Source organism: Acidithiobacillus caldus ATCC 51756 (assembly GCF_000175575.2).
Lineage (GTDB): Bacteria > Pseudomonadota > Gammaproteobacteria > Acidithiobacillales > Acidithiobacillaceae > Acidithiobacillus_A > Acidithiobacillus_A caldus.
The window spans coordinates 106,975-129,288 of sequence record NZ_CP005987.1; the positions used below are offsets into that span (position 1 = coordinate 106,975).

Genomic DNA, 22,314 nt, shown 5'->3' on the forward strand with positions numbered 1-22,314 from the left:
TTGCGTATTCCGGGCATAAAAAAAACCGGCTGAAAGATCAGCCGGTATTCGCAGGGATGGGAGTTAGATTTTGGTATTCACCCGCAGTTTGCGAGGCGTCGCGGGCGCTACCGGGGTGCTGGTCGGTTGCGGTGCCGCAGGGGCCTGGGAAGCACCACCAGCGGAACCCGAAGCCGGAGCGGACACGGCCGACACGGGCACCGCAGGCGCCGGTGTGACCGTGCTACCGGGCTGCTGGATGCTCGCAGTCCAGGTCGCGTTGAAGCTCGGCTGGGCCGGGGCCGGCTTACCGCGCAGGGACAAGGCCGCATCGCGCAGGTAGGGCTTGCTGAGCCCAAAGAGGAACAAGAGCCAGGCACCCGACGCGAACAGGAAACTGCCCGTGACGAGCGCGGGATACACCAGACCCGGTAAAAAATAGATCGCCAAAACCAGCGCGATCAGAGCCAGGATCAGATGCCGCCCAAAATAGACGACGAGATGACCTGCGCCCATTTTTGCGGCGGCCAATCGGTTGGGATTGCCGCGCAGATAGCGATAGAGCATAACGCCACCCAAAGCCAGACCCGAACCATAAAAGGCGAGGATCATGATGAGGATGGCGATCGAAAGCAGATTGTGGTCCGCGTACGGCATGATAACGGTCTCCTGAAGAAATCCCCAAAAAGGCGGACCTCGTGCCCGACGGGCAAAGGATCGCCCGTGCGGGGGAGTGGGTATGGATATACCGCCAAAGGCGGCTATTGCGTCGCTCGTGCCAAGGAGCGTTTCTCATCGAAGATGAAGGCGGTGTAAGCCCAGATTATGGCGAAAACGCTTGAACAGCGTCAAGAAAGGCGCCGTCCGCCCACACGCGAACCCCGTCCCAATCGCCAATATCGCTGAGAAAGGGACTGGCGCGTTCGCCGCTTTGCGCCGTAGGCGGCGTGGGCAGTCCGGAAACGCTGGCATACAGCGCGGGATCTTCAGGCGCCAGCAGATAGAGCGCCGATTTGGCGCGGGTCATGGCCACGAAAAAGAGCCGCCGCTCCTCCGCGATGTCGGGCTCGATCTCCCCATACACCAACGGCGACTTGCCCGCCCGTAGGTCGGGGAGAATCACCGCGTCGAACTCGGCGCCCTTGGTCTTGTGCCAGCTCGTGATCACAACGGTCGGCCGGCGCCGGCTGCGCTGTGCCTGGGCATAGCGGGCGGACAGGCGCGTGAGATAGTCCTGCAGTTCCGCCACCGAAAACCCGCGCCGGTCGGCAAAATCGGCCAGCACCTCGTACACCGCCGCGCGCTCCGTCCCGCGCACCGCGCCACCCAGCCCAATTTCCCGCCGCAGGCCGAGGTAGCCGTAAAAAGCGCGAATGAAGTCGCCGGCGGCATCGCGGTTGAGCTGGGAAAGGTGCCGGATGTCGCGCAACAATTGGGCGAGCTGGCTGCCGAGCCGCTGAGAGTAACCGTCCTCGCTCGCCATGGCCTCCTGGCATCGCTCCCACACCCAATCGCGAAACGGCCGTCCGGAGGCAACCCACGCCGCGGCACGGTCGAGGTCGGTTTGGCGCACATAACGATTCGGCATAAGGAGCAGGGCCCGGGCGAGGGTAGCGGCGCGCTCGGCGGGGATCCATCCGCGCTGGTCGTCCAAAGCACCCGTGGCGAGCGCCAGGTATCCGGCCACCGCCTGCGCGTCCTGCCGGTCGAAGAAGGGCTCGGCACCCTCGATCCGGTAGGGGATTCCGGCGTACAGCAGGCCGATTTCGCTCAGGACAGTCTGGTGGTAGGCCCGCACCAGGATCCCGATGGTGGCACCCGCCCGCCGGCCCTGCTCGTACGCGACGATCTCACCGACGGTTTGCGCCTCGTCCGGCGTGAACATCAGGTGGACTTCGGTGTCCTGGTCGCCCGCCGCCCGGGCACACTTGTCCAGACGCTCGTCGTTCTGGGCGATCAACTCGCTCGAAAGGCGACAGAGCAACGGCCCATAGCGAAAGGTGCCGCTCAGCGTGTACGAGGTGAACCGTGGGAAAAAGATACCGAACTCGCGCACCATGAGGCCCGGATCGGCCCCGCGAAAGCCGTAAATGCTCTGATCGTCGTCGCCGATGGCCACGACCGATGCGCGATCCCCGGCCAGCACCCGGATGAGGTCGAGGTTCGCGCGGGTCATGTCCTGAAACTCGTCGACGACGACGAGATCGTAGTGATCGGAAATTTGGTCGTACACCGCACCATCGCGCAGGGCGAGGTCCAGCAGATCGCCGATCAGGTCGTCAAAACCCATAGCCCCGGCCTGCAGACGCTCTTCCTCAAAGGCCGAAAACACCCGATAGAAGTGCGCCGGGTCCTCGATCCCCTGGGCCTGGCACCACGCGAGATCGGCGCGATCGGGGCTCGCGCGCCGCGCTTTCGTTTGTACAATCCACAAATGGTAATGGTCGATTTCCGAGGGAGGGATCTCGCCGGGCGCGATACCATCGGCGCGGGAGAGGGACAACGCCACCAGACCGCGCCAGAAATCTTCCTGGCTATCGTCCACCAGTTTGCGCGGGGGAGCAAGCCCCTGCCGGACCAGACCGCGCAGGAGCCGGTACGCGAGGGCGTGCAGGTTCACCACCAGCGGCGGGGTGTCGCACCCCGATTCCCGCAACAGGGCGGTCAGCTGCGCGCCGAAATCCCGGGCGGCGTCGACGTTGAAACAGACCGTGAGGATGTGTTCGGGCGCGGTCCATCCCGCCCGTACGTGCTGGGCGATGAGGTGGCGCGCGGCGGTGCTTTTGCCCGATCCCGGCACCGCGCGAACCAGCGCGTGGCCGCGGCGATGTTGCGCGATAGCGATCTGTTCGTCGGTGAGCATGGGAACATGCTAGCACAAAACAAAAAAGGCCTCCCGCGAGGGGAGGCCATATCGAGAAAAAGGGCTATGCGGCCTTGTCCGGCAAACCCTGCGGAAATTTCAGGGGCTTGTCTAGGACCAGACCGGGATTCATTCTCGACCACAGCGCCGGGTCCACCATATGCTTTTCGGTGTTACGTTCCTGCCAAGCAGCTTAGGGCGTACCCTCACCCGTGGCAGTTGCACGACATTTCTCGATGGTTTTCTTTTGCTGCTCCTCGGTGGGCAGATAGTGGTTCCCCTCAAGATCGGCTGCGATTAGCTGGAATTCCTTCAACGCTGGTTCCGGCAACCAGCGTGTAGCTTGACATTCGCTTGCCAACACCGCCCGCTTGGCGATGTTTCCGCCGATACCAAACCAACCTGCGACACGGCGCAGTACGGGGTTATTGGCAGCCTCTACGGCGGATTGGTAGGCGTGGGGGTGTGCTGTCCCAGCAATCCCGATCAGCCAGAGCCATTCGCGATCTAGGCGGGTTTCCGACGTGCCGAGAAAGGTTGGAGAGACCGCAACACAACCGTGCTTTCCGGGGATGCCCGTCAGATAGGGCAGGTCGGGTATGTGTCCGACTTGGGCAATCACCGGAGACGGATCTACGTACAAGGGACGGCGATAGCGCGATAGTTTCAGCGCCATGGTTTTGCTGGCCAGCCAGCCCGGCTGAGCGTGCTCCCGCAACAAGGCACACGCTTTCCCCGGACTGCCTATGATGCCCGCATTGGCAATGCCTGTGATGAACACCAGTACTAACCCCCAAGCCAGCGCGCCTGCCAAAGGAGCCGGGGGCTCCTTGATTGACGCTCCCCGCTGCGGTTTGTATGCACTAGGTCGTTTTCTCATGGTTCAGCTCTCCTTGCGCACTTGCACCGCCCCCGACGCTTGCCTTGACGGTCGTTTTCCTTGGCCCTCTGCCGGTAGGCATTCCAGCGCACGCAAAGACTCTACTCACACGGCTCGATGGTGCGCTCCTAAGGACTTTTCCGATGGCATAGCAGTTCCCGTGTACCTTGTGAAGGGCGACAAAGCACCCGTTGGGTTTGCGTCAGTGCATTCGTCGCAGCATTTTCGCTGTTTTCACGGCTGCTATACGAGCCTAGCGTCATGGATTGGTCCTCCGGTCCAGTGTGTGCTCCGGTGTACCCTTTGTGCGGTCGGTCTTGGAGACTACGAGTCATTCCTTGCGCTGGCGTTTCTGAGGCGCTGGAGCACGGGGATCAGGTTCTGAGATGCCGGCCGCGCTCGCCTGCGTCCTGCCCAACGATCGGGCAAAGGCGGACTCTTCGTGCGTGAAGGCGGGCTCGTATTCACGGATCTCGCTGGTGGTCATCCCACACCGGCGGGCGACATCGCGCCACAGGCCGGCAATACGTTCGGCCTGGTCCACCACCAGGGAACGAGCAGTATCCTGTTCGAGCTCAAAAAACTCCGCGGCCTCGAGCAATAGCCCCAGGGAAGCCCGGGTATCCCTCGGATCCAGGATGGCCGTCTTGAGCCGTCGATCCCGCTCGGGGGCAGGGTTGACGTCGAACATCGGGGATAGACGCCAGCCACCGGCACCGCGGTACAACAGACCGTGGTTCTTCAGGTGATCGTCGGCATTGGAGACCAGGATGGTAAAGCTGACCCGAGCGAACAACTCCCGGAGGTCGCGAGGAACATCGCCCGAGAACCGACGCAGCTGCTCGGCGAAGTCGACGTAGGTTCCCCCGACGGCAGAGGACAGCCCGAGAAAGGATTGGGCAGACAGATAGGGAATGCGGCGTGGACCATCTCGATCGAAGCGGTCCAGGACCGCCACCGCGGTATTCTGGGTGAAAACCAGTTCCGCGCGAGGAACGGCAATGCCGCAGGCCTGCGCCAGTCGCAGGGCGAGGACCTCCGCTTTCTCCACCGGATGGGTATCGAAACGGGAGGTGAACTTGGCAAGCGCCAGGTCACCATTAGGCTTGCGCACCGTACACTTGGGGCGCGCACCACCGAGGGAGGCACTGCTCCCGAGCAGTCGTTGGAGGACCTCACGGTCCGGATGCGCCGCCTCGATGCGGTGGATATCGGTGACTAGGCTGTTCAGGTCCACCAGGGGCGGCACCCGCCCTGCACCGTCCTGGGCCACGGCCAAAAACGGTCCCGACTCGCTCTCCCGGAGCCGCAGTGCCCCCAGACGACTCCCATCGTCGACGTCGGTGAGGAGGGTGAATTCGTCTGGATCCCGAGAGAGGCCGCGGGCCTTGCGCAACAGGCCCCGTCCCCAGGCATCGGGAATGGTATCGGCTAGGGGCGGCGGCAGGCTGCTACCGTGGGCCACCTGCGGATCGCCGTGGAAGAACCACTTTTCCGAGGACAGGGGCAAATCCGGCGACAAGGCAAAAGCCCGAGGATGGCGCAACCAGGCCGCACTGTACTGGAATGCCGAAAAGTTTCGCCCGCCAGCGGAGGATAGCCATAGCGTGCCGACCTCGATGGCCGGGTCACCGATGCAAACCTGTAGGACGCGAGCGTCGCTCATTAGAACGCCCCATCGTCCGCCGCGGGGGGCACAGCATTCATGCCAGCCGCCGTCGCGCTGCGCGGCCTGCGGACGCGCTTTGGCAGGGTTTCGACACTCAAGGCCAGCCCCAAGTCATCGGCACCCACATCCAGGAGCTGCGCGAGCCGTTCCGTCTCTCCCAAGACGACCAAGACCATGGCCAGGGATCCCAGAGACACGCTGGGGTGCCCCTGTTCCAGACGACGAACCGTTCCAACATCGATCCCCGCGCCCTCGGCTACCCGTTGCTGGGTCATGCGTCGCCGGCGGCGCGCGATCGACAGGTCCTCTCCGAGCTTCTTGAGCGCGTACCGGGCAGATGGGGCGGGGGCTTTGGATCGCATAACCATGGATATAGAAGCTCGTAAAATGCCTTAACAGCGTATTTGTACAGCATAAAGAAACATCGGACAATGGCGCTAAGGACGTGGCGTTGGCGATGTGTTGGGCGTTCGACGCGCTGGGCCCCAGCCGGAGTCCTAGTAAACCATGACAAAATGCCGCCCGATCATACGGGTAAGGTTGGGATCGGCGCGGAACAACTGGGTCGGAAGAATGGCTACCGTTATCCCGGTGCCACGCTTCGTCCGGGCGATGTGCTTGGTCCAGAAGATGCGCTCGAGGCGCACCGTGATGATCTGCCCATCGCGCTCGTGCCGCTGTTCCCCGTAGGGCGGATTGAATATCGATACAGACGCCCAGTTTTCCGATATCGATACGTCGGGAGAGATGCCATCGGCATGAAGCACCGATCCCGGTATCCCCCGCGCGTTGAGATAGCTGTGCGCCGTCTGAAAACGCTCGTCGTGCAGCTCGATGCCCCACAGGGACGTTTCGGCCCCCATGGCTTGCAAGGCGCTGGCGACCGGCGCCAGGGCATCGACCTTCCCACAGGAGCAGTCGAACAGCTGCACCGGCGTTCCCGGCTGTACGACCAATTTTTTGGTGATCGCCTCAATGGTCTCGCGATCCGTTGGCCAATATCCAAGTCTCGCGATATTGGCGTCTTTCTGTGAACCTCTGGAGAGGTTGTTCACGGGTTGCATAGATCCTCCAACAAAAAACCCGCGCGACGATCGTGCGGGTTTTGGGTAATAAAAAACCGGCGGAAAAGCCGGTTATTAGGGTTTGGTGTCCGAACCTTCGATCATGGCTTCAACTCCAGGACGGCCGTCAAGACGCCGATACCGGTAATCCACATCGCGAACATCCAACGAATGAGCGAAGCCTGCATCTTAGCCATGTCTTGGCCCATCTTAGCCATATCCTGTCGGATTCCAGCCTCCATCTTGGCCATATCCTGCCGGATTCCGACTTCCATTTTCACCATGTCCTGCCGAATGCCGCTCTCCAGGCGTGTGCAGGCGACTTCGAGATCGGCCTTCGTGGCGAGAACGCCACGGATGGCTTTTTCGAAGGCGTTAGCGACCCCTTCTGCCTGCTCTCGATCCATTCCACTCCGGACAAGGTCTTTGGACATTTCGAGTTTGTCGATCATTGGTGACCCCATGGGTCCATTCTCCTTTTCAGCATAGTACGCGAAGCACCTCGAGGAAAGGACCGTTCAGTCGTCCCAGGAGAGCGCTCCGCCGGTTTGGTAGTCCGTGACACGCGATTCGAAGAAGTTTTTCTCCTTCTTCAGATCCATCATCTCGCTCATCCATGGGAAGGGATTCTGCACGTTCTCCCACTGCGGCTTGAGGCCGATCTGGCTGAGACGACGGTTGCCGATGTAGCGGACGTACTCCTTGAACATCGGAGCGTTTAGCCCGAGTATGCCCCGGGGCATGGTGTCGTCGGCGTAGGCGCACTCCAGCTCCACGCCTTGGCGAATGAGCCCGACGATTTCCTGCTGAAACCCCTCCGTCCAGAGCTGCGGGTTTTCCAGCTTGATCTGGTTGATGAGGTCGATGCCGAAATTGCAGTGCATGGACTCATCGCGCAGGATGTACTGGTACTGCTCCGCTGCCCCCACCATCTTGTTCTGCCGGCCCATGGCCAGAATCTGGCTGAATCCGACGTAGAAGAACAGGCCTTCCATGATGGTGGCAAAGACGATCAGGGAGCGCAGGAGTTTCTGATCGTTCTCCCGGGTCCCCGTCTGAAAGTCTGGGTCCGCGAGGGTTTCGATGAACGGGATGAGAAACTCGTCCTTGGCCCGTACCGACGGGACCTCGTGGTACATATTGAAGATCTCGCCCTCGTCCAGCCCCAGAGACTCGACGATGTACTGATAGGCGTGGGTGTGGATGGCCTCTTCGAAGGCCTGCCGCAAGAGATACTGCCGGCACTCGGGCGCCGTGATGTGGCGATAGGTGCCGAGCACAATGTTGTTGGCCGCGAGGCTGTCTGCGGTCACGAAAAAGCCCAGGTTGCGCTTGACGATGCGCCGCTCGTCCTCGGTCAGGCCCTTGGGGTCTTTCCAGAGCGCGATATCGCGTGCCATCTGCACTTCCTGGGGCATCCAGTGGTTGGCACAGGCGGCCAGGTATTTGTCCCAGGCCCACTGATACTTGAAGGGCACGAGCTGATTCACGTCGGCCCGGCCATTGATGATGCGCTTGTCCTCAACGCGGACGCGCGCGGTCGCGAGGTTTTCCATGGAAAACTCCTTGGTCGATTGTACGAACGATATAACGGGATTGGATCTTCTCTCGAAGGCGAGAAAAGACCGTATTGCGCAGCCGGTACCAAACGGCGGTTTTCCAGAATACTGGATGGTGGTAAGAGCCTATACCATACATCCCGTTAAGGCCTTTCGCAAGAGCGACACATCGTGGTCTTGACGGGGAACCGCATAGGTCGTCACGCGACCGGCGGCGAGCCACTTCTGCAGACGGCTGGTTGGGACCGGGGCGCGCTCTGGCCGCATCCGTTCTCCATCGACAGGCGGTCCATCGTACACCTCGCAAAGGCTTCCAACCGGACGATAGAACCGCTGTCCATCCGTGAACCAATGCCCTTCCAGGTTCGCCGCGGCCTGGGCCTCGGCTTTTTCGCGCAGCGCCGCTTCCTGCGGCGATAGCGTCGTGGCAGGGCGTTTGGTCTCCCAGACCGGCTCGTCACCGGTGGTCATACGCCGTAAGGTGCCCAAGAGGTAGGCTTGCGGGTGTGTAGCCTGCCGTAACCGCTCACCGATGGCGAGCAGCACCGCGCTTAGGGTCGTGCCTGCCTCCCGAGCCCGCTTCATGCCTGTTGCGAGTACCGCAGGCGCAATGCCTCGATCGACCCAAGGCTGGAGATCCGCAGGCAACGTATCCTTTCGGGCAAAGTGCGTGCGCGCGTTCGCGACTGTGCTTTTACTGATTTTGTTCTTAATGGTTGTGTTCTCTATAGCGTGTATCTCTGAGATACACGGCCGTGTATCCAAGCCATCCCCGTGGATAGCCTGTTCGGTGGTGTCTGAGCGCAGGTTTTGCCCGGCGCTCTCGGTGGCGCTCAAAGCCTGTGTAACGGCCTGTGGCGCGTTTTTTGGGAGTGTGGTGTGTGGCGGGATTGGCTCGGCCAGGGCGGAAACCGGCTCGCCGGGCTGCAGGAGGCCTGCGATCTGCAAGACCGAATCGGAGATTCGGGTGCGCACGGTACGAAAGTTCCCCGTCCGCTCGGAGTGTTCCTGATGGAACCGTTCGATCAGGCCAGAGCGATGGAGCCGGACCAGGGCGCGCCGCACGGTTACGCAGGCCAGATGGAGTTTTTCCGCCAGAACCGCGGCGCGAGGGTGCACGGGCTCCCTGGGATTGCGCAGGGAGACGTAAGAAAGCAGCTCGATGAGGACGGACTGCTCGGTCCGGCCAAGGTCGGGCAAGGCGGTGTGGCGCAAGGTGTTCATTGCGCGCAGAACGACTGCAGGAGGTGCCATAGCGAATCTCCATGATTTTGGGCAAAACCTCTCCCTTGACACGGATTCGCTCTTTTGAAAAAATTGCAGCTGTTCTGGGTTGCAATTCTTTTGAGCGGTTTGCTCCAGTGTCCAGCTAGAGCGGTCCGTATCTCAGGTACCAAAGTCAGAGGCTGGGGTTTCCAAGACCCTAGCCTTTGATGTTTTCTGTATCTCTTCTTACGTCCTCATCTATGCCTCCTGGTGCCCGTATTCAGTGTTCGACTGAGCAGGCGCTAAGTGTGAATATAATGCATAGCACTTTATCTATACAACAGTATATGAGCTCCTGTGTCAACAAAGCTGGCCACGGCGTTCGCATTTTCACGGTTATAATCTAACTATCTGATTTATATGAGTTAATTAAAAATAGTCTGAATCACCAAGCGAAATTTGGCCAATCATTAGCCAGGCGGTTTTAATAGTATCTATGGCTATATGTCTTGATCCTGTATATCTGATTTTTTCTTTTAACGATAAACCATAACGGAATATATGATCGACCTATATTCATGGGTCTGTTTAGCATATTGCTCTCCATGCGGTCCTTGCGACGTGGTAAGACGGTTCTTCGGTGCGGTGTGACGTTGGTTTTTGCGACGTCGAAAAAAACGCGACTACTGAGGTAGGGTGTTTGTCTGTGGCAGCGGCCCGATACGGCGGAGGTCTGCTGGTGTTGGCTGTGCCTTGACGGGCGATTGGTTTTGCGACGTGGAAAGACGGTTCTTCGGTAGGGGGCTGCGTTGGTTTTTGCGACGTCGCAATAAGCGCGGCTACTGAGGTAGGGTATTTGTCTGTGACAGCGGCCCGATACGGCGGAGGTCTGCTGGTGTTGGCTGTGCCTTGACGGGCGATTGGTTTTGCGACGTGGAAAGACGGTTCTTCGGTAGGGGGCTGCGTTGGTTTTTGCGACGTCGCAATAAGCGCGACTACTGAGGTAGGGTATTTGTCTGTGACAGCGGCCCGATACGGCGGAGGTCTGCTGGTGTTGGCTGTGCCTGACTGGCGATGGGTTTTGCGACGTGGAAAGACGGTTCTTCGGTAGGGGGCTGCGTTGGTTTTTGCGACGTCGCAATAAGCGCGACTACTGAGGTAGGGTATTTGTCTGTGACAGCGGCCCGATGCGGCGGAGGTCTGCTGGTGTTGTCTGTGCTTGTGGGCCATGGGTTTTGCGACGTCGCAAAAATGGTTGGTTTGGTTAAGTCTCCTCAGACACTTCTTTATCGTGGCCGGCGTCTTTTTCATCGGCAGAGAAGTCTTTCAACAACCGAATTGCTGCTTCCCTCAATGAGTCCAGGATCTTTCCCTCGTTATCTTTATCTGTGTATGCCGATAACAAAAACTCAACACGTCCATATCCATCAAAAACTGCGCTTGCTCGAATATTTTTTGATTCTACAATGTTTACCCTTTTTGTTTTTCTACCGTTAATGTCCTTTTCTGCAAGCCCACGTGCCAAAACTTCTTGTAACTGTTTGATAGTTACCGACTTAGAACTGACTTTCTCTGCCAATTTTAGTCCAACATCTGCGCCATGTCGTTCCTGTATTTTGAAAATCAGTTCTGCGAAGTTATAAGTAAATCTTTCAGGATTCTGTAATACGATCTCCAATATTTCTTTGGATAATTTAGTATAGCAAAGCATTCTGGAAACCATGCTATCCGTCGTGCCCATTGCTCCTGCAAGATCGGATTGAGACTGGAAAACTCCATCGTTTATCAATTTTCCCCAATACAAACCGATGTCAACATCATAATGATCGTTTCTTTTTTCATTTTCCATGAAAGCGAGAACGGCTATTTCTTTCACATCCTTGCTTTTGTGAATTATTGCAGGTATCGCTTGCAAAGATGGAATATCTTTTAGGTATTTCGTAATCGCTTTTAGTCTAGTACGTCCAGCTATGACTTGGTAGAAGCCACTTTTTTTGTCATCCGGTACGACGTGTATTGGGTTTATAAGTCCATGAGCCCTGATCGAATCGGACATCATTTTTATTTTATCTTCTTCGTACACGCATCGTGGATTGTATTTATAGTCGATCAGTTTGTGGATGGGGAGAAGGTGTACGATATCTTCTTTCTGATCTGCCTGGCTTTCTGAGTTTATGTCGGTTTGGTAATCCGCGAGACCGCGAAGACCGGAATCAGCTGCTTTAGCTCCGGAAACTGGAAGTGGTCTTGTCAATCCCATCGGCTTATCCATGATTCTCATCCCCTCTGTCCAACATTGCTAGGGTTTCTATTTCTCGAGAAAGCTCAATAAACTTTTGCGTTGTGAGGGATAGTGGTTCCGCCTCCAGCAGCGTCTTTTGACCATCCTCGTGGCCTTTTGGTCTCGCCAACCCGACGTATTCGGGTATGACCGTTGCGGTTATCCCAACCTTCGATGACGACTCTGAGTCGATAGATGCCCGGATAATGTCTAGCGTACTGCGGGTGTGGGGCTTTCCGCCATGCAGCATGTTCGGTATAAAGGTTATTGGGACAACTCTGCCTGTTCCTTTTTTCAGCTCTCTGGCTAACTTGAATAAGTTCCCTGACGCTTTTATTGCCATCTTTGATAATTGAACGACAGATATGATTCGGTTCGATGCTGCGACAGCGGAAAAAGAAAGACTATTCACAGATGGTGGGGTATCTATGAGTACAAAATCGTATTCTTCGAGCAGCGCTTGATTGCAAATGAAAACTTGCTCTACCAGCTTCTCCCTATATTGTGCCTGCACCATTAGCATGTCGGTCCAGACAAGACGATTGTCCGCTGGTAACAAATCTAACTGAAGGTCTTTTATTGGACGAATAAGACCCTTTCGGAAGTCTGCCGGTTTGTCGTGTATAACCGCTTCTACGGCATCCCCCAATGTGTAAATCTCCTGATCGACGTCGACGTCGAAAAGTAGCGAGAGTGATGCTTGAGGATCTGTGTCGATTAGCAGAACGCGGTTCCCTGCGGCCGCCAAGGTGACACCTATGTTCGCGCAAATAGTAGTCTTGCCGACGCCGCCTTTCGAGTAGAAAAAAGCCAAGACTTCCGGTCTGTCAAACCTTGGTAAAGGCCATGGCGCGTCAACCGCTCGGATCTGTCTAGAATCGTCCGCCGTGTAGAGTTTCTTCCCGCCCTGTACCGGATAGGAGCCAGCCTGGAGTTTTTCGATGTGCTTGGCTAGCCGGCTCTCTCCTTCGAGACCATATCCAGTCAGGTTGGCAAGCACCCGGCGCTTGAAGTGTAAGACCCTCTCTTCCACGATGTTGTCTCCGTTCTCCTAGACATGTCTAGGCTACACGTTTTTGGTATCGCTGGTCAATAAACGGAGACGCGATGATTATTGAGTTCTTTGGCGATCTCATGGTTATAAGCTAATATCAAACAAAACAGGCAGTTATGTTTTTTTTGAAATATAGATGCGGGATCGGTTTTCGTTCTACTGACGCGGTATGGTGGTCTGGACCCCGATGTGTTCGAGAGTTTTTTCGACCTTTCTCACGGTTTCCTCCGCCTCCCGAACCCAGTCCGGATGCCGCTCCCAGGCCTTGTCGCTGGTGTGAAAGTGTTCGGGCTCGAGGTCCGCGGCCACGCCGAACCGGCGTAGCTGGCCGCGAACATAGTCTTCGATCTGCTCGGGGTCGTAGGGGAGGAGGGTGAGCCGCTGGCCGTTCGGGCGGAGTAGCCCGCCCGTTGCCAGCGCCTGGTGATAGCGCATCCAGTAGTGCAGATACGCCGTGAAATACGGCTTTTTGGCGACCTGTGTACGCGGAACCCCATCGCGCTCCCAGGCCTCGAAGACCCAGCGCTCGATGACGCTGCGGGGCCGAGCTGGAAAGAGTCCGTCCTCTGGCACTCCTCCGGCTTTCTCGTACAGGGAAACACACGCCGGCACCGGATGGCGCACGATCACTACCCATTCTGCCAACGGCCCAAAGGTTTCGCGGAAGAAGTTGCCCATGTACACCATCTTGGTGGCCTTTTTGACCAGCGTGGGCAGGCCGTCCACGGGCCGCTGCAACTGCTCGCGGAAGAAGTAATCGGCCATCACCAGCCATTCGGCGGTCTGCTGGATGGTCGTTCTCGTGGCCGGCACGTCCTGCCCGTCGCGGCTGGTGTACCAGTTCGGGCTGCAATCGGGAAAGCCGTCGTGGGCAATGTAGTTCGGTACCTGGCTGGGATCGATGCCGGTTGCCCGATACAGCTCCTTGGTGAGGTACGATCCACCGTGGCGAGGCGCGCTCACCACGAAGATATGCCGACGCTTTTGCAGGTTGGCCAAAGTGCCGGGATTGCCCACCAGAAGATCCCCAAAAAGGTTGTACGCTCGCATGGTGAGATCCCGCCCAACGGGCGTATTGAAAGCTCGGTTGGCCGCGTCGCGGACGATCTGGCGGAACTCGGGCAAACTGGCCCCGGGTCCGTGCATTTTTTCGGTGATCTGATCCCCCCAATCGAGGTTTGGCGGGATGCTGCTCTTGCCGAACGCCGCGAGCTCCAGAAATAGCGCAAAGGTGCTGGAAACGGGGAAGTGCTCGCTGGTGAAGTGTAGGCCGGGGACGACGCGGGTCGGATTTCTGTTTTGCAAGGATCAGTCCTGTGGTGTGGGCGGCGCTAATGGGCTCGAGCGCCGCCTCTAGCGCGCTGGCTCAGAAGTTGATGCCGAGCCCGCCGCCGTAACTGACAAAAGACCCGCCGCTCGCAAACTGGTGTGCGACGACATCGATGCCGAGATGCAGCCAGCGCCATGGGTAGTACAGCGCCGCCAGTTGTTCCCGGTATTCAGTCGTCGAACGGTACACGGTCGTGTGGGTGTCCGTGGTGTTGTCGAAAGCGTAGTATCCCTGCCGGTAGAAGCTCGCATCGAACTTCGGATTGATGACGAGATAGTTCGTTGGAGCCCACTGCACGCCGAAGCCGCCGCCCAGATTGTAACCAAAACGCACATGTGCATCGTTGGTTCTGTGTAGACTGCTCCCGGCATAGGTGTCCTGCGCAACGCCCGCTACGCGGACGTAGGGAACGATCGCCAGGTTGCGGGTGATCGGGAAGATCCAACCGGGCTCGAGCCCCAGACTGTAGCGGTTAGCCTTAAAACCGTGGATGCGGCCGAAAGCAAAAGAGACCGAATCGCCGAGATAGAAATTGCCGAAATGGGAACTGCCGAACGCCCGGATTTGCGGAGTGCTTCCGCCGCCGCTATAGGTGGTAGCGCCAAACGTGATGGTCTCGGAATCGTTGTATCGATTGAGTATCCTGCTCAGACCATCGTGGGCGAAAGCCGCTGGCGCGATGGCAAACAGGGCGGCTGCGGTGATGATTGCTTTCTTCTTCACTACATTTCCTCTTGTTGCTGAGTGGTTGGAATGCCAGCGCGCTGGACTTGCTGTGCGCTGGCGGTAGACCGCCTCAGTGGGCGGAAACGCTGGCCGGGACGGTGACGCCCAGATCGGCGGGCGGGGTCTTGCCGGCGGCGCGGAACAGGGCGTCGATGACCTGGGGGTCGGTGACGATTTGGTTGACGGCCTTGTTTAGTAGATCCTTTGCAATCTGTGACCGATAAGCTACCGTTGAAAAGTTGAGTATATTATCGTCAAAAAGTTTTTTGTGGACGAGGACCTTTTTTGATAAAAAAGTTTTTTTGTTTGACTTTACCGTTATCGTTATATCCGCTTCTCCTTTTTGCGTTAGACCGGAAAATCCATTTGTCTCATGTGAAAAGAAATGGTTTATCACTACTACCATTTTGTCGCCGTGATCCTTCGACATGGCAAATCCGCGATCGGTAAGCGCGGCCTCCAAAGCTGTCTTGAAATCTTTGGCGACGTGCATGTAGACTCCGGCCATTGGAATATCGTAACCGTCCTTCTCGACGCTAATTTCGTTTTTATGTTTTTTATCATTTTGCACCAAGACGTACACGCGAACATTTGACGCGGGTGCGATCCTTGTGTCGGCCGTGTTCGGCGTGTACGTCGGGTGTACCGTATCCGGCACGAACGCGCAGCCAGCAAGCATGGCAGTTGAAATGAGGATTGCCGCCTTCGCGGTAATGGTTGTCTTGCGGGACATGGTTTTCTCCTTATTTTCGGGTTGCCTTTAGCTATTATACCATGTTACGAAGGTCCTCCCGATCCGCCGACCGTCCCGGCTGAACCACCGCCGAAGAACGGATTGCCCTGGGCGTCCTTCTCCGCGAGTTGGCTCATCTGTTGCAGGCTTTCGCCTTTGGCCGCTTCCGATTTGTTGTTTCTAAACTCCTGGTATCCCGCACCGAATCCCGCCGGATCCTGGTTCGGATTGCCCTCGGTCTCGGCGGCTGCCTGCGGCTGGTAGTCCCACTGGCCGGTGGATTGGGTTGGGTTCGTATCCACAGTCAACGACTCCGCCCTAAAGGACGGAGCTTGCATCCAGGCTCCACCGCAATTCCGCGTATCTCGAAAGACGCGCGGCTTTGGTTTCATCGCCTGATGCTTCAGGGGCGGCTGACAATCGCCCCGTCCTCACCCAGTCCTGCCGGATGAGGAGCGTTCGCATGCTGATGTTTCTGGCAGCCACTAAATCGGCATGGAGAGTATGACCGCATTGGGCACACACAAACAGCAACCCATGATCGGGCCGATTCTCCTGCCCGATATGTCCGCAAATTGGGCACGTTTGGCTGGTATAATCCGCATCTACCCAAATCGGTACGCCACCCGACAACCGGGTTTTGTATGCGGTTTTGGCTTGTACATCCGCAAAACTCCAACTGCTCACTTTGCGATTGGCCTTGCGCCGTCTCACCGAAGCTTTCTTCGAGTGCCGACGCTCGGTGCGATTGCGGATGTCTTTCAGCCACTCCAAACCCACCATCGCGTGTGGCTCCGCGATGGCCTTGCTCACACAGTGCGCGGTATCCGCGTTCAGCCGTCTTTCTCGCAGTACCAACTTTCGCAAAACGGCTTTGGCCCCGCGAGTGCCCTTCGCTTGCAGCGCACTCCGTGTACTGGCGACACGTTCAGCAAGATGCCTCCAGTATCCGCCAGGATAAAAACGACATTCCCCTCGTGTATTGGACTCCACTGCGATGTTCCGGCGGTTCAGGTCCACACCCTTGACGGTGGTTATGCTGTCCATCGCCATGGGGTCCAGCGACTTTTCGATGGAGACCAGCAGATACCACACCTTGGATACCGGGTCTTGCCAGAGCTTGGCGGCACCCAGGGTAATACCGTGGTCTATCGGGTGTGCAAGCCATTCCAGATGCCGGTTCCAACCTTCGTACCGGCACCGGATTCTGCCGGTCAGCGTGCCAATACTATTAACCAGGCCCTTAAATATCCGATAGTAGTTTGCTATACTGAGGGTCATGGAGCGGGTAGATGTGCGTAAATTGACGGTGGATGGGCGCAACATACTGCGGCAGATGGTGGTGCGGTTGCGCCAACAGTCGGGCATGCGAGTAGAGGACTTGGCCAAGGTGTCTGGTGCCCATCCCTCGACGATTCGCGGTTGGTTGGCGCGAGCCAAACGAGAAGGAACCAAGAGCCTTGAGGAACGCCCGCGGGGGCGGCCGGTTGGGGCTTGCCGTAAATTGACTCTGGCGGCAGAGGCTTGGATTCGGGACCAGATCGTGCAAAAGGATCCACGGCAGTTGCAGATGCCTTTTGCGCTCTGGACGCGGCCTGCCATCCGGCAACTGATTCGGGAGCGTTTCGGGATCGATTTGCAGGTGCGATTGGTGGGCAAATATCTCAAGCGCTGGGGGTTTACTCCCCAACGTCCGGTCAAACGAGCGCTGGAACAGAACCCGGAAGCTGTACGGCAGTGGCTGGAGGTGGAGTACCCCAGGCTTCGGGCGCGTGCCCTGCAGGAAGGTGCGGTCATTTACTGGGGCGACGAAACCGCCGTCAAAGAGGATGCCCACTGGGTCCGGGGATATGCCCCCAAGGGGCAGACCCCCATCCTTGAGCATCCGGCACGCTGGACCACCCTGTCGATGATTTCGGCAATTTCCCCGCGCGGAGAGATCGCCTTCGAGATCGTGGAGGGCAGTATCCATGCGGAGCGTTTTATCGCCTTTCTGGAAAAGCTGATCACCGGCGCGCCGCGGAAGGTCTTCCTGGTAGTGGACAACCTGCGGGTACATCACGCCAAGGTGGTAAGCGCGTGGCTGGCCGACAAACAGGACCGCATTGAGCTCGTATTTCTGCCGCCCTATGCGCCAGAGTCCAACCCCGACGAGTATCTCAATCGCGATTTCAAAACCGCTCTGCGTACGGGCCCCATGAGCACAGATACCCAAAGCTTGCTGGAGAAGGCAACCACTTTCATGAACGGGCTACGCCAACTGCCCGAGAAAGTCGCGCGCTATTTCCACCACCCCGCAGCACGCTACGCGATGTTAGATATTTAAGGGCCTGGTTAATAACGGTTTGTTCTTTTCCCAAGGACCAATCCCGGCGATAGTTCAAGGTAACGGTCAGAGCGGTGAATCTGGGGGCCTTGTCGAGGCCCTTGTAACGGCGTTTGGTCCAACCCTTCGCTTTATGTGCGACATTGGCTCTCGCCCGTTCCCAGAGGGTTTTGTATGCCGCTGCCACTTGCCGTGGGGCGTTGCAGGCCATCTGGGATGGCAGCCCGAAGCGTTTCCGCAACTCCTGGTACACCAGCGTTTGCAGTTTCATGCCTTGCGACATCTTCCCATTGGCAAAGGCGACGGTGGAGGCATGGTTCAGCGCGTTACGGTACGCCAACGCCGTGCGCCGGACCGCTTCTGCCTGCTCTTGGGTCAGCAGCAGTTTCAGCTTGCACGTCAACGACTGGGTGGTTGGCAATTCATCCATGTTCACAATAATGCCAATTTATGCTGTACTTGTGAAGTAACGCCGCTGTGCGGATGCGCTATCCCTCCCCGCCCTGAACGGCGGGGACTCCCGCGCAAAGTGGTTGATATAGCCTTCCTGGAATCCATCATATTATTGCTGAGTGGTTGGAATGCCAGCGCGCTGGACTTGCTGTGCGCTGGCGGTAGACCGCCTCAGTGGGCGGAAACGCTGGCCGGGACGGTGACGCCCAGATCGGCGGGCGGGGTCTTGCCGGCGGCGCGGAACAAGGCGTCGATAAACCCCTGATTAGCGAACACCTTGCTAACGATGTGACTTAGCATGTTTTTGGCTGTTGCTTCGCGGTACTGTGTAAATAGCCCGCTAAGATCCCGCTTTTCGTAATTGTAGTTAAACGATCTATTGTAAATTTGTTTTCCGTCTTCCTCTACCTTTACAGAGATATTGGCATTCCCCGTTTGTGAGCCCGACCAGAGGCCTGGGTGAGGAGTAAAATAGAACTTATGTACTACCACGACAACAGTTGCACCACTATTTTTCTGCGTTTGAAAGCCTCTGCTCTTCATGGCTGTTACAAATGCACGCTTAAAGTCCTTTCTGACGTGCATGTAGACCCCGGGTGCGCCATAAAATAGAATTTATTAACAGCAATTATAACCCGCACATCGGCATTGCTTGAAACATGGAACCCCCTCTCTGAAAGAGCCTTTATAAAGGCGTTTCTAAAGTCTCTTTTTATGTGCATATAAACATTGGCCATTTTAATCCCGTACGCGTCTTTCGTTACGCTAACAACCGAATGGTTTTTCTTGCAGTTTTTTGCGGTTATGGAAACCAAAACTTGATCTGCCTGTGGTATTTGGTTGGCTTGAGGCAAGTGTGTGTACGTCGGGTGTACCGTATCCGGCACGAACGCGCAGCCAGCAAGCATGGCGGCTGAAATGAGGATTGCCGCCTTAGCGGTAATAGTTGTATTGCGGGACATGGTTTTCTCCTTATGTTCGTTGCCTTTTGCGATTATACCATGTTACGAAGGTCCTCCAGATCCGCCGACCGTCCCGGCCGAACCACCGCCGAAGAACGGATTGCCCTGGGCGTCCTTCTCCGCGAGTTGGCTCATCTGTTGCAGGCTTTCGCCTTTGGCCGCTTCCGATTTGTTGTTTCTAAACTCCTGGTATCCCGCACCGAATCCCGCCGGATCCTGGCTCGGATTGCCCTCGGTCTCGGCGGCTGCCTGCGGCTGGTAGTCCCACTGGCCGGTGGATTGGGTTGGGTTCGTGTCGACATTGATATAGCCTTCCTGGAATCCATCATAGTTTTGGGACGCGGAGTACGCCGCCGGAAGCGCTACCGGCGTGGCTCCAAAGCCGGACGCATTATGCTTGCCGCAGTTGCCGCCCAACAGATGGGTTTGCAATGTGGTAAAACCTGGGGTGCCTTTTGCGGCAATATCGTAGGTCATGCCCATGATAAAGCCGCCGATAAATCCTGCGGCGGCAGCTTGGGTGGCCAGAACACCGCCCATCAACGGCGCCGCCGCCCCTGCTGTGACCGCTGTGATCACGCTAAGAATGATGTCGAAGAAGAATCCGGTGAATCCCGACTGCGTGGTGGAGTGGAAGAACGATTCAAAGTCGGCTGTTGGCAGTTGCGCGCCCACGCCGGAGGGGACGTAGGCATAGCCGCCGGTGACCTCAAGCTGCCCTAGATACTGGTTGCCGAACTGGGCCACGGCGCTGGTGACAGTGCCGATGGTGTGCGCATTCGTGTCCGCGCTAACCAGAGCGACGGCCCCTTGTTCACTGGGGCTTGCGGATCCCGGGACCGGCAGAAGATAGCCATAGCTGCCACCGATTGCCGCGCCCTCTGGTACTACGGCGGTCCAGGTCGGCGAGGTCTGCAGGCTCTCCTTGTGCGTAACCGAAACCGTAAAGAGACTGGACGAGCTCGAGGTGCTCATGTGCGCGTGGTTGTTATCGGCGGCGATCCAGCCGACATCTGGGGATCAGATATATCGGTACCCGGAGAGTGCATGGGCTGAGATCTGATGTGGGCGGCCCTGCGGTCAACGATCAAATATCCTTGCAAATAAGTGACTAAGACTCCATAATTGCAAGGATAATTACCCGATTGCTTATGGAACCATTACGGCGGGCCGTTGCCGAGTCACCGGCCGTTTGTCTGCTGGGCCCGCGACAGGTGGGCAAAACCACGCTTGCCCTCGATCTTGCCGAACCGCTCGGGGCTGTGTACCTGGATCTGGAATCCGAGCAATATCTGGCCAAGCTGCAGGAGCCGGAGGCGTATCTCGCGATGCACCGAGACCGTTTGGTTATTCTGGATGAGGTGCATCGCCAGCCTGGCCTTTTCCCGATCCTGCGCGGGCAAATCGATCGATCGCGGCGATCCGGGCGGAGAACTGGGCTATACCTGCTCTTGAGCTCTGCGTCCTTGGACCTTTTGCGGCAATCCGGCGAATCGCTTGCCGGCCGTTTGCGACTTTTGGAAATGGCCCCTTTGTCGGTTATCGAACCTACCGGGGCCTCCGTGGAGCGCTTATGGTTGCGGGGCGGATTCCCGGAAAGCCTGCTGGCCGCTAGTGACCTGCTTAGCCTTCGCTGGCGACTGGATTTTATCCGCACCTATCTGGAGCGGGATGTTCCGCAATTCGGGCCGCGCATCGCTGCTGAAACTTTGCGTCGATTCTGGACGATGTTGGCGCATCGTCAGGGTGCCCCCCTCAATGTGGCCGAACTTGCCCGGAATATTGGAGTGGACACCAAAACCGCGGGTAGATATATTGATCTTTTGGTCGATTTGCTGCTTGCCCGCAGACTGCCCTCCTGGCACGCCAACGTGGGGAAACGTCTGGTGAGGGCTCCGCGCTTATACTGGCGCGACAGCGGGATGTTACACGCGCTGTTGGGTATCCAGGACCTGGAATCCCTGCTTGCCCATCCGGTAATCGGGGCCAGTTGGGAGGGGTTTGTTATCGAAAATCTCATTGCCAGCGCCCCGGAGGGTACGCAGGCGAGCTATGGTCAAGATTGGTGTATGAGCATTTGCTAACACGATTCAGGCGGCGTCCTGTTGAGGATCCAGCCGGGTTTCGTTGGCAGGCATCCCATCGACAAATGTCACCCCGGCAAAGAGCTCGCGCAGTCTTTCCGGATGCTGAATCCCGCGCCAGTGTCTCTCTGCCTGCTGGATGAGCTTGTAGCTCAGGCCAAGGAAAGTGGCTCGAGAGACACAGTTTTTAGTGCGGCTGCTGCGTTGCCGTACGGTGGCGAAGGTCGATTCGATGGCGTTGCTGCTGCGGATATGCCGCCAGTGCTCTGCCGGGAAGTCGAAGAAGGTCAGCAGCACGTCCCGGTCCTTCTCGAGCTTTGCGACCGCTCTGGGATATTTGGCCTGGTAGTCCCGCACGAAGGCTTGCCAGGCTTTCTCCGCAGCTTCACGGGTGTCGGCCATCCAGATCGCCTGCAGGGCGGCCTTGGCTTTCCCCTGAAGGCGCTTCGGTAGCTCGTTGAGGATGTTGGCCGTCTTGTGCACCCAACAGCGCTGATGACGGGTTTGTGGGTAAATCTCGTCCAGGGCGGCCCAGAAACCCATCGCCCCATCTCCTATGGCCAGTAGTGGCGCCTCCTGCAGCCCGCGGTCGCGCAAGTCCCGCAGGATCTCTAGCCAGGAGGCTTTGGACTCCCGTAAACCGTCGGTGACCGCCACGACCTCCTTCTTGCCCTCGGCCGTCACGCCAATAATGACCAAGAGACACATCCGGGGATCGTCCTCCGCCCGCAGCTGGGTATAGACCCCGTCGGCCCACCAATAGGCGTAGCGTTTTCCCTGTAGAGACCGGCGCTGCCATTGGGCATGCTCTTGCGCCCATTCGACTTTCAAGCGTCCCAGCACGGCCGGAGAAAGCCCCTTGGCCTCCTCGCCCAGGAGAACAGACAGCGCCTCGTGCATCCGTCCCGACGATACCCCGTGCAGGTACAACCAGGGNAGCGCTGCGGCCACGGTCCGCGACTTGCGCACGTAGGNCGGTACCAGGNAAGAACGGAACGCCCGAACCGGAGCGGTCTCGCACCTTGGGGACNTGTACAGGCACGGGGCNGACCGCTGTCANGATCTCCCGCTCCGGCAGGATATCNCGTACACCAGATTCGATCATAGCTCTACGCAGGCATACTACTATCGGACAAGTGGTGGCG

General features: G+C 57.9%; 21 protein-coding genes and 2 pseudogenes. 2 read left to right on the forward strand and 21 right to left on the reverse strand.

What is annotated here, in order from left to right; genetic code table 11:
- Positions 1–63 precede the first annotated feature (63 nt).
- The 16 genes from ACAty_RS14245 to ACAty_RS14320 form a co-directional block, all read right to left on the reverse strand.
- Positions 64–636: a hypothetical protein gene (locus ACAty_RS14245; protein WP_004867740.1), complete on the reverse strand. Its 573-nt coding sequence runs from the start codon at positions 634–636 to the stop codon at positions 64–66.
- A 166-nt stretch (positions 637–802) separates the two neighbouring features.
- The gene (locus tag ACAty_RS14250) at positions 803–2,842 is read right to left on the reverse strand and encodes an ATP-dependent helicase (protein WP_040131375.1); all 2,040 of its coding nucleotides are present in this window, start codon (positions 2,840–2,842) and stop codon (positions 803–805) included.
- A gap of 193 nt (positions 2,843–3,035) precedes the next feature.
- Positions 3,036–3,656: a hypothetical protein gene (locus tag ACAty_RS15005; RefSeq protein ID WP_051620892.1), complete on the reverse strand. Its 621-nt coding sequence runs from the start codon at positions 3,654–3,656 to the stop codon at positions 3,036–3,038.
- A 397-nt stretch (positions 3,657–4,053) separates the two neighbouring features.
- Positions 4,054–5,388 carry a type II toxin-antitoxin system HipA family toxin gene (locus tag ACAty_RS14260; protein WP_004867732.1) on the reverse strand — a complete coding sequence of 445 codons (1,335 nt, stop codon included), beginning with the start codon at positions 5,386–5,388 and terminating at the stop codon, positions 4,054–4,056.
- A complete protein-coding gene (locus tag ACAty_RS14265) occupies positions 5,388–5,753 on the reverse strand; it encodes a helix-turn-helix domain-containing protein (RefSeq protein WP_014003854.1) in 366 nt (121 codons plus the stop codon). The genes ACAty_RS14260 and ACAty_RS14265 overlap by 1 nt, the downstream gene beginning before the upstream one ends.
- Positions 5,754–5,888: 135 nt before the next feature.
- Positions 5,889–6,455 carry a DUF6094 domain-containing protein gene (locus tag ACAty_RS14270; RefSeq protein ID WP_082179322.1) on the reverse strand — a complete coding sequence of 189 codons (567 nt, stop codon included), beginning with the start codon at positions 6,453–6,455 and terminating at the stop codon, positions 5,889–5,891.
- A gap of 101 nt (positions 6,456–6,556) precedes the next feature.
- A complete protein-coding gene (locus tag ACAty_RS14275) occupies positions 6,557–6,907 on the reverse strand; it encodes a hypothetical protein (RefSeq protein ID WP_040131460.1) in 351 nt (116 codons plus the stop codon).
- 66 nt (positions 6,908–6,973) lie between these two features.
- Positions 6,974–8,011: a ribonucleotide-diphosphate reductase subunit beta gene (locus ACAty_RS14280; protein WP_004867720.1), complete on the reverse strand. Its 1,038-nt coding sequence runs from the start codon at positions 8,009–8,011 to the stop codon at positions 6,974–6,976.
- A 129-nt stretch (positions 8,012–8,140) separates the two neighbouring features.
- Positions 8,141–9,268, reverse strand: coding sequence for a hypothetical protein (locus ACAty_RS14285; protein WP_004867717.1), 1,128 nt, complete (start codon positions 9,266–9,268; stop codon positions 8,141–8,143).
- A 1,216-nt stretch (positions 9,269–10,484) separates the two neighbouring features.
- The gene (locus ACAty_RS14290; protein ID WP_226824272.1) at positions 10,485–11,492 is read right to left on the reverse strand and encodes a ParB/RepB/Spo0J family partition protein; all 1,008 of its coding nucleotides are present in this window, start codon (positions 11,490–11,492) and stop codon (positions 10,485–10,487) included.
- On the reverse strand, positions 11,485–12,534 hold the full coding sequence (locus tag ACAty_RS15010; RefSeq protein ID WP_051620896.1) for a ParA family protein: 1,050 nt from the start codon (positions 12,532–12,534) through the stop codon (positions 11,485–11,487). Before ACAty_RS15010 ends, ACAty_RS14290 begins: the two co-directional genes overlap by 8 nt.
- A gap of 177 nt (positions 12,535–12,711) precedes the next feature.
- On the reverse strand, positions 12,712–13,860 hold the full coding sequence (locus tag ACAty_RS14300; RefSeq protein WP_004867714.1) for a sulfotransferase family protein: 1,149 nt from the start codon (positions 13,858–13,860) through the stop codon (positions 12,712–12,714).
- 61 nt (positions 13,861–13,921) lie between these two features.
- On the reverse strand, positions 13,922–14,608 hold the full coding sequence (locus ACAty_RS14305) for a hypothetical protein (RefSeq protein WP_004867711.1): 687 nt from the start codon (positions 14,606–14,608) through the stop codon (positions 13,922–13,924).
- 73 nt (positions 14,609–14,681) lie between these two features.
- Positions 14,682–15,344, reverse strand: a complete 663-nt coding sequence (locus tag ACAty_RS14310; protein ID WP_040131382.1) for a YajG family lipoprotein — start codon at positions 15,342–15,344, stop codon at positions 14,682–14,684.
- Between the two features lie 44 nt (positions 15,345–15,388).
- A complete protein-coding gene (locus ACAty_RS14315; RefSeq protein ID WP_040131384.1) occupies positions 15,389–15,682 on the reverse strand; it encodes a hypothetical protein in 294 nt (97 codons plus the stop codon).
- Positions 15,663–16,625: an RNA-guided endonuclease InsQ/TnpB family protein gene (locus ACAty_RS14320; protein WP_051620898.1), complete on the reverse strand. Its 963-nt coding sequence runs from the start codon at positions 16,623–16,625 to the stop codon at positions 15,663–15,665. Before ACAty_RS14320 ends, ACAty_RS14315 begins: the two co-directional genes overlap by 20 nt.
- On the opposite strand from ACAty_RS14320, the gene ACAty_RS14325 reads away from it, so the two are divergent.
- Positions 16,624–17,670, forward strand: a complete 1,047-nt coding sequence (locus tag ACAty_RS14325) for an IS630 family transposase (protein ID WP_040131386.1) — start codon at positions 16,624–16,626, stop codon at positions 17,668–17,670. The genes ACAty_RS14320 and ACAty_RS14325 overlap by 2 nt on opposite strands.
- Here ACAty_RS14325 and ACAty_RS16015 read toward each other — a convergent pair.
- The 4 genes from ACAty_RS16015 to ACAty_RS16250 form a co-directional block, all read right to left on the reverse strand.
- A complete protein-coding gene (locus ACAty_RS16015) occupies positions 17,585–18,100 on the reverse strand; it encodes a hypothetical protein (RefSeq protein WP_153801867.1) in 516 nt (171 codons plus the stop codon). The genes ACAty_RS14325 and ACAty_RS16015 overlap by 86 nt on opposite strands.
- A gap of 194 nt (positions 18,101–18,294) precedes the next feature.
- A complete protein-coding gene (locus ACAty_RS14330; RefSeq protein WP_082179325.1) occupies positions 18,295–18,708 on the reverse strand; it encodes a YajG family lipoprotein in 414 nt (137 codons plus the stop codon).
- Entirely contained in the window at positions 18,672–19,085 is a 414-nt protein-coding gene (locus ACAty_RS14335) for a YajG family lipoprotein (RefSeq protein WP_040131390.1), read from the reverse strand. The genes ACAty_RS14330 and ACAty_RS14335 overlap by 37 nt, the downstream gene beginning before the upstream one ends.
- Before the next feature lie 42 nt (positions 19,086–19,127).
- Positions 19,128–20,060, reverse strand: coding sequence for a hypothetical protein (locus ACAty_RS16250; RefSeq protein WP_040131392.1), 933 nt, complete (start codon positions 20,058–20,060; stop codon positions 19,128–19,130).
- Positions 20,061–20,218: 158 nt separating this feature from the next.
- On the opposite strand from ACAty_RS16250, the pseudogene ACAty_RS14345 reads away from it, so the two are divergent.
- Positions 20,219–21,139: pseudogene (locus tag ACAty_RS14345) on the forward strand (ATP-binding protein); the annotation flags it as partial.
- A 36-nt stretch (positions 21,140–21,175) separates the two neighbouring features.
- On the opposite strand, the pseudogene ACAty_RS14350 reads toward ACAty_RS14345, so the two are convergent.
- Positions 21,176–22,250, reverse strand: a pseudogene (locus tag ACAty_RS14350) (IS256 family transposase); the annotation flags it as partial.
- Between the last annotated feature and the right edge of the window lie 64 nt (positions 22,251–22,314).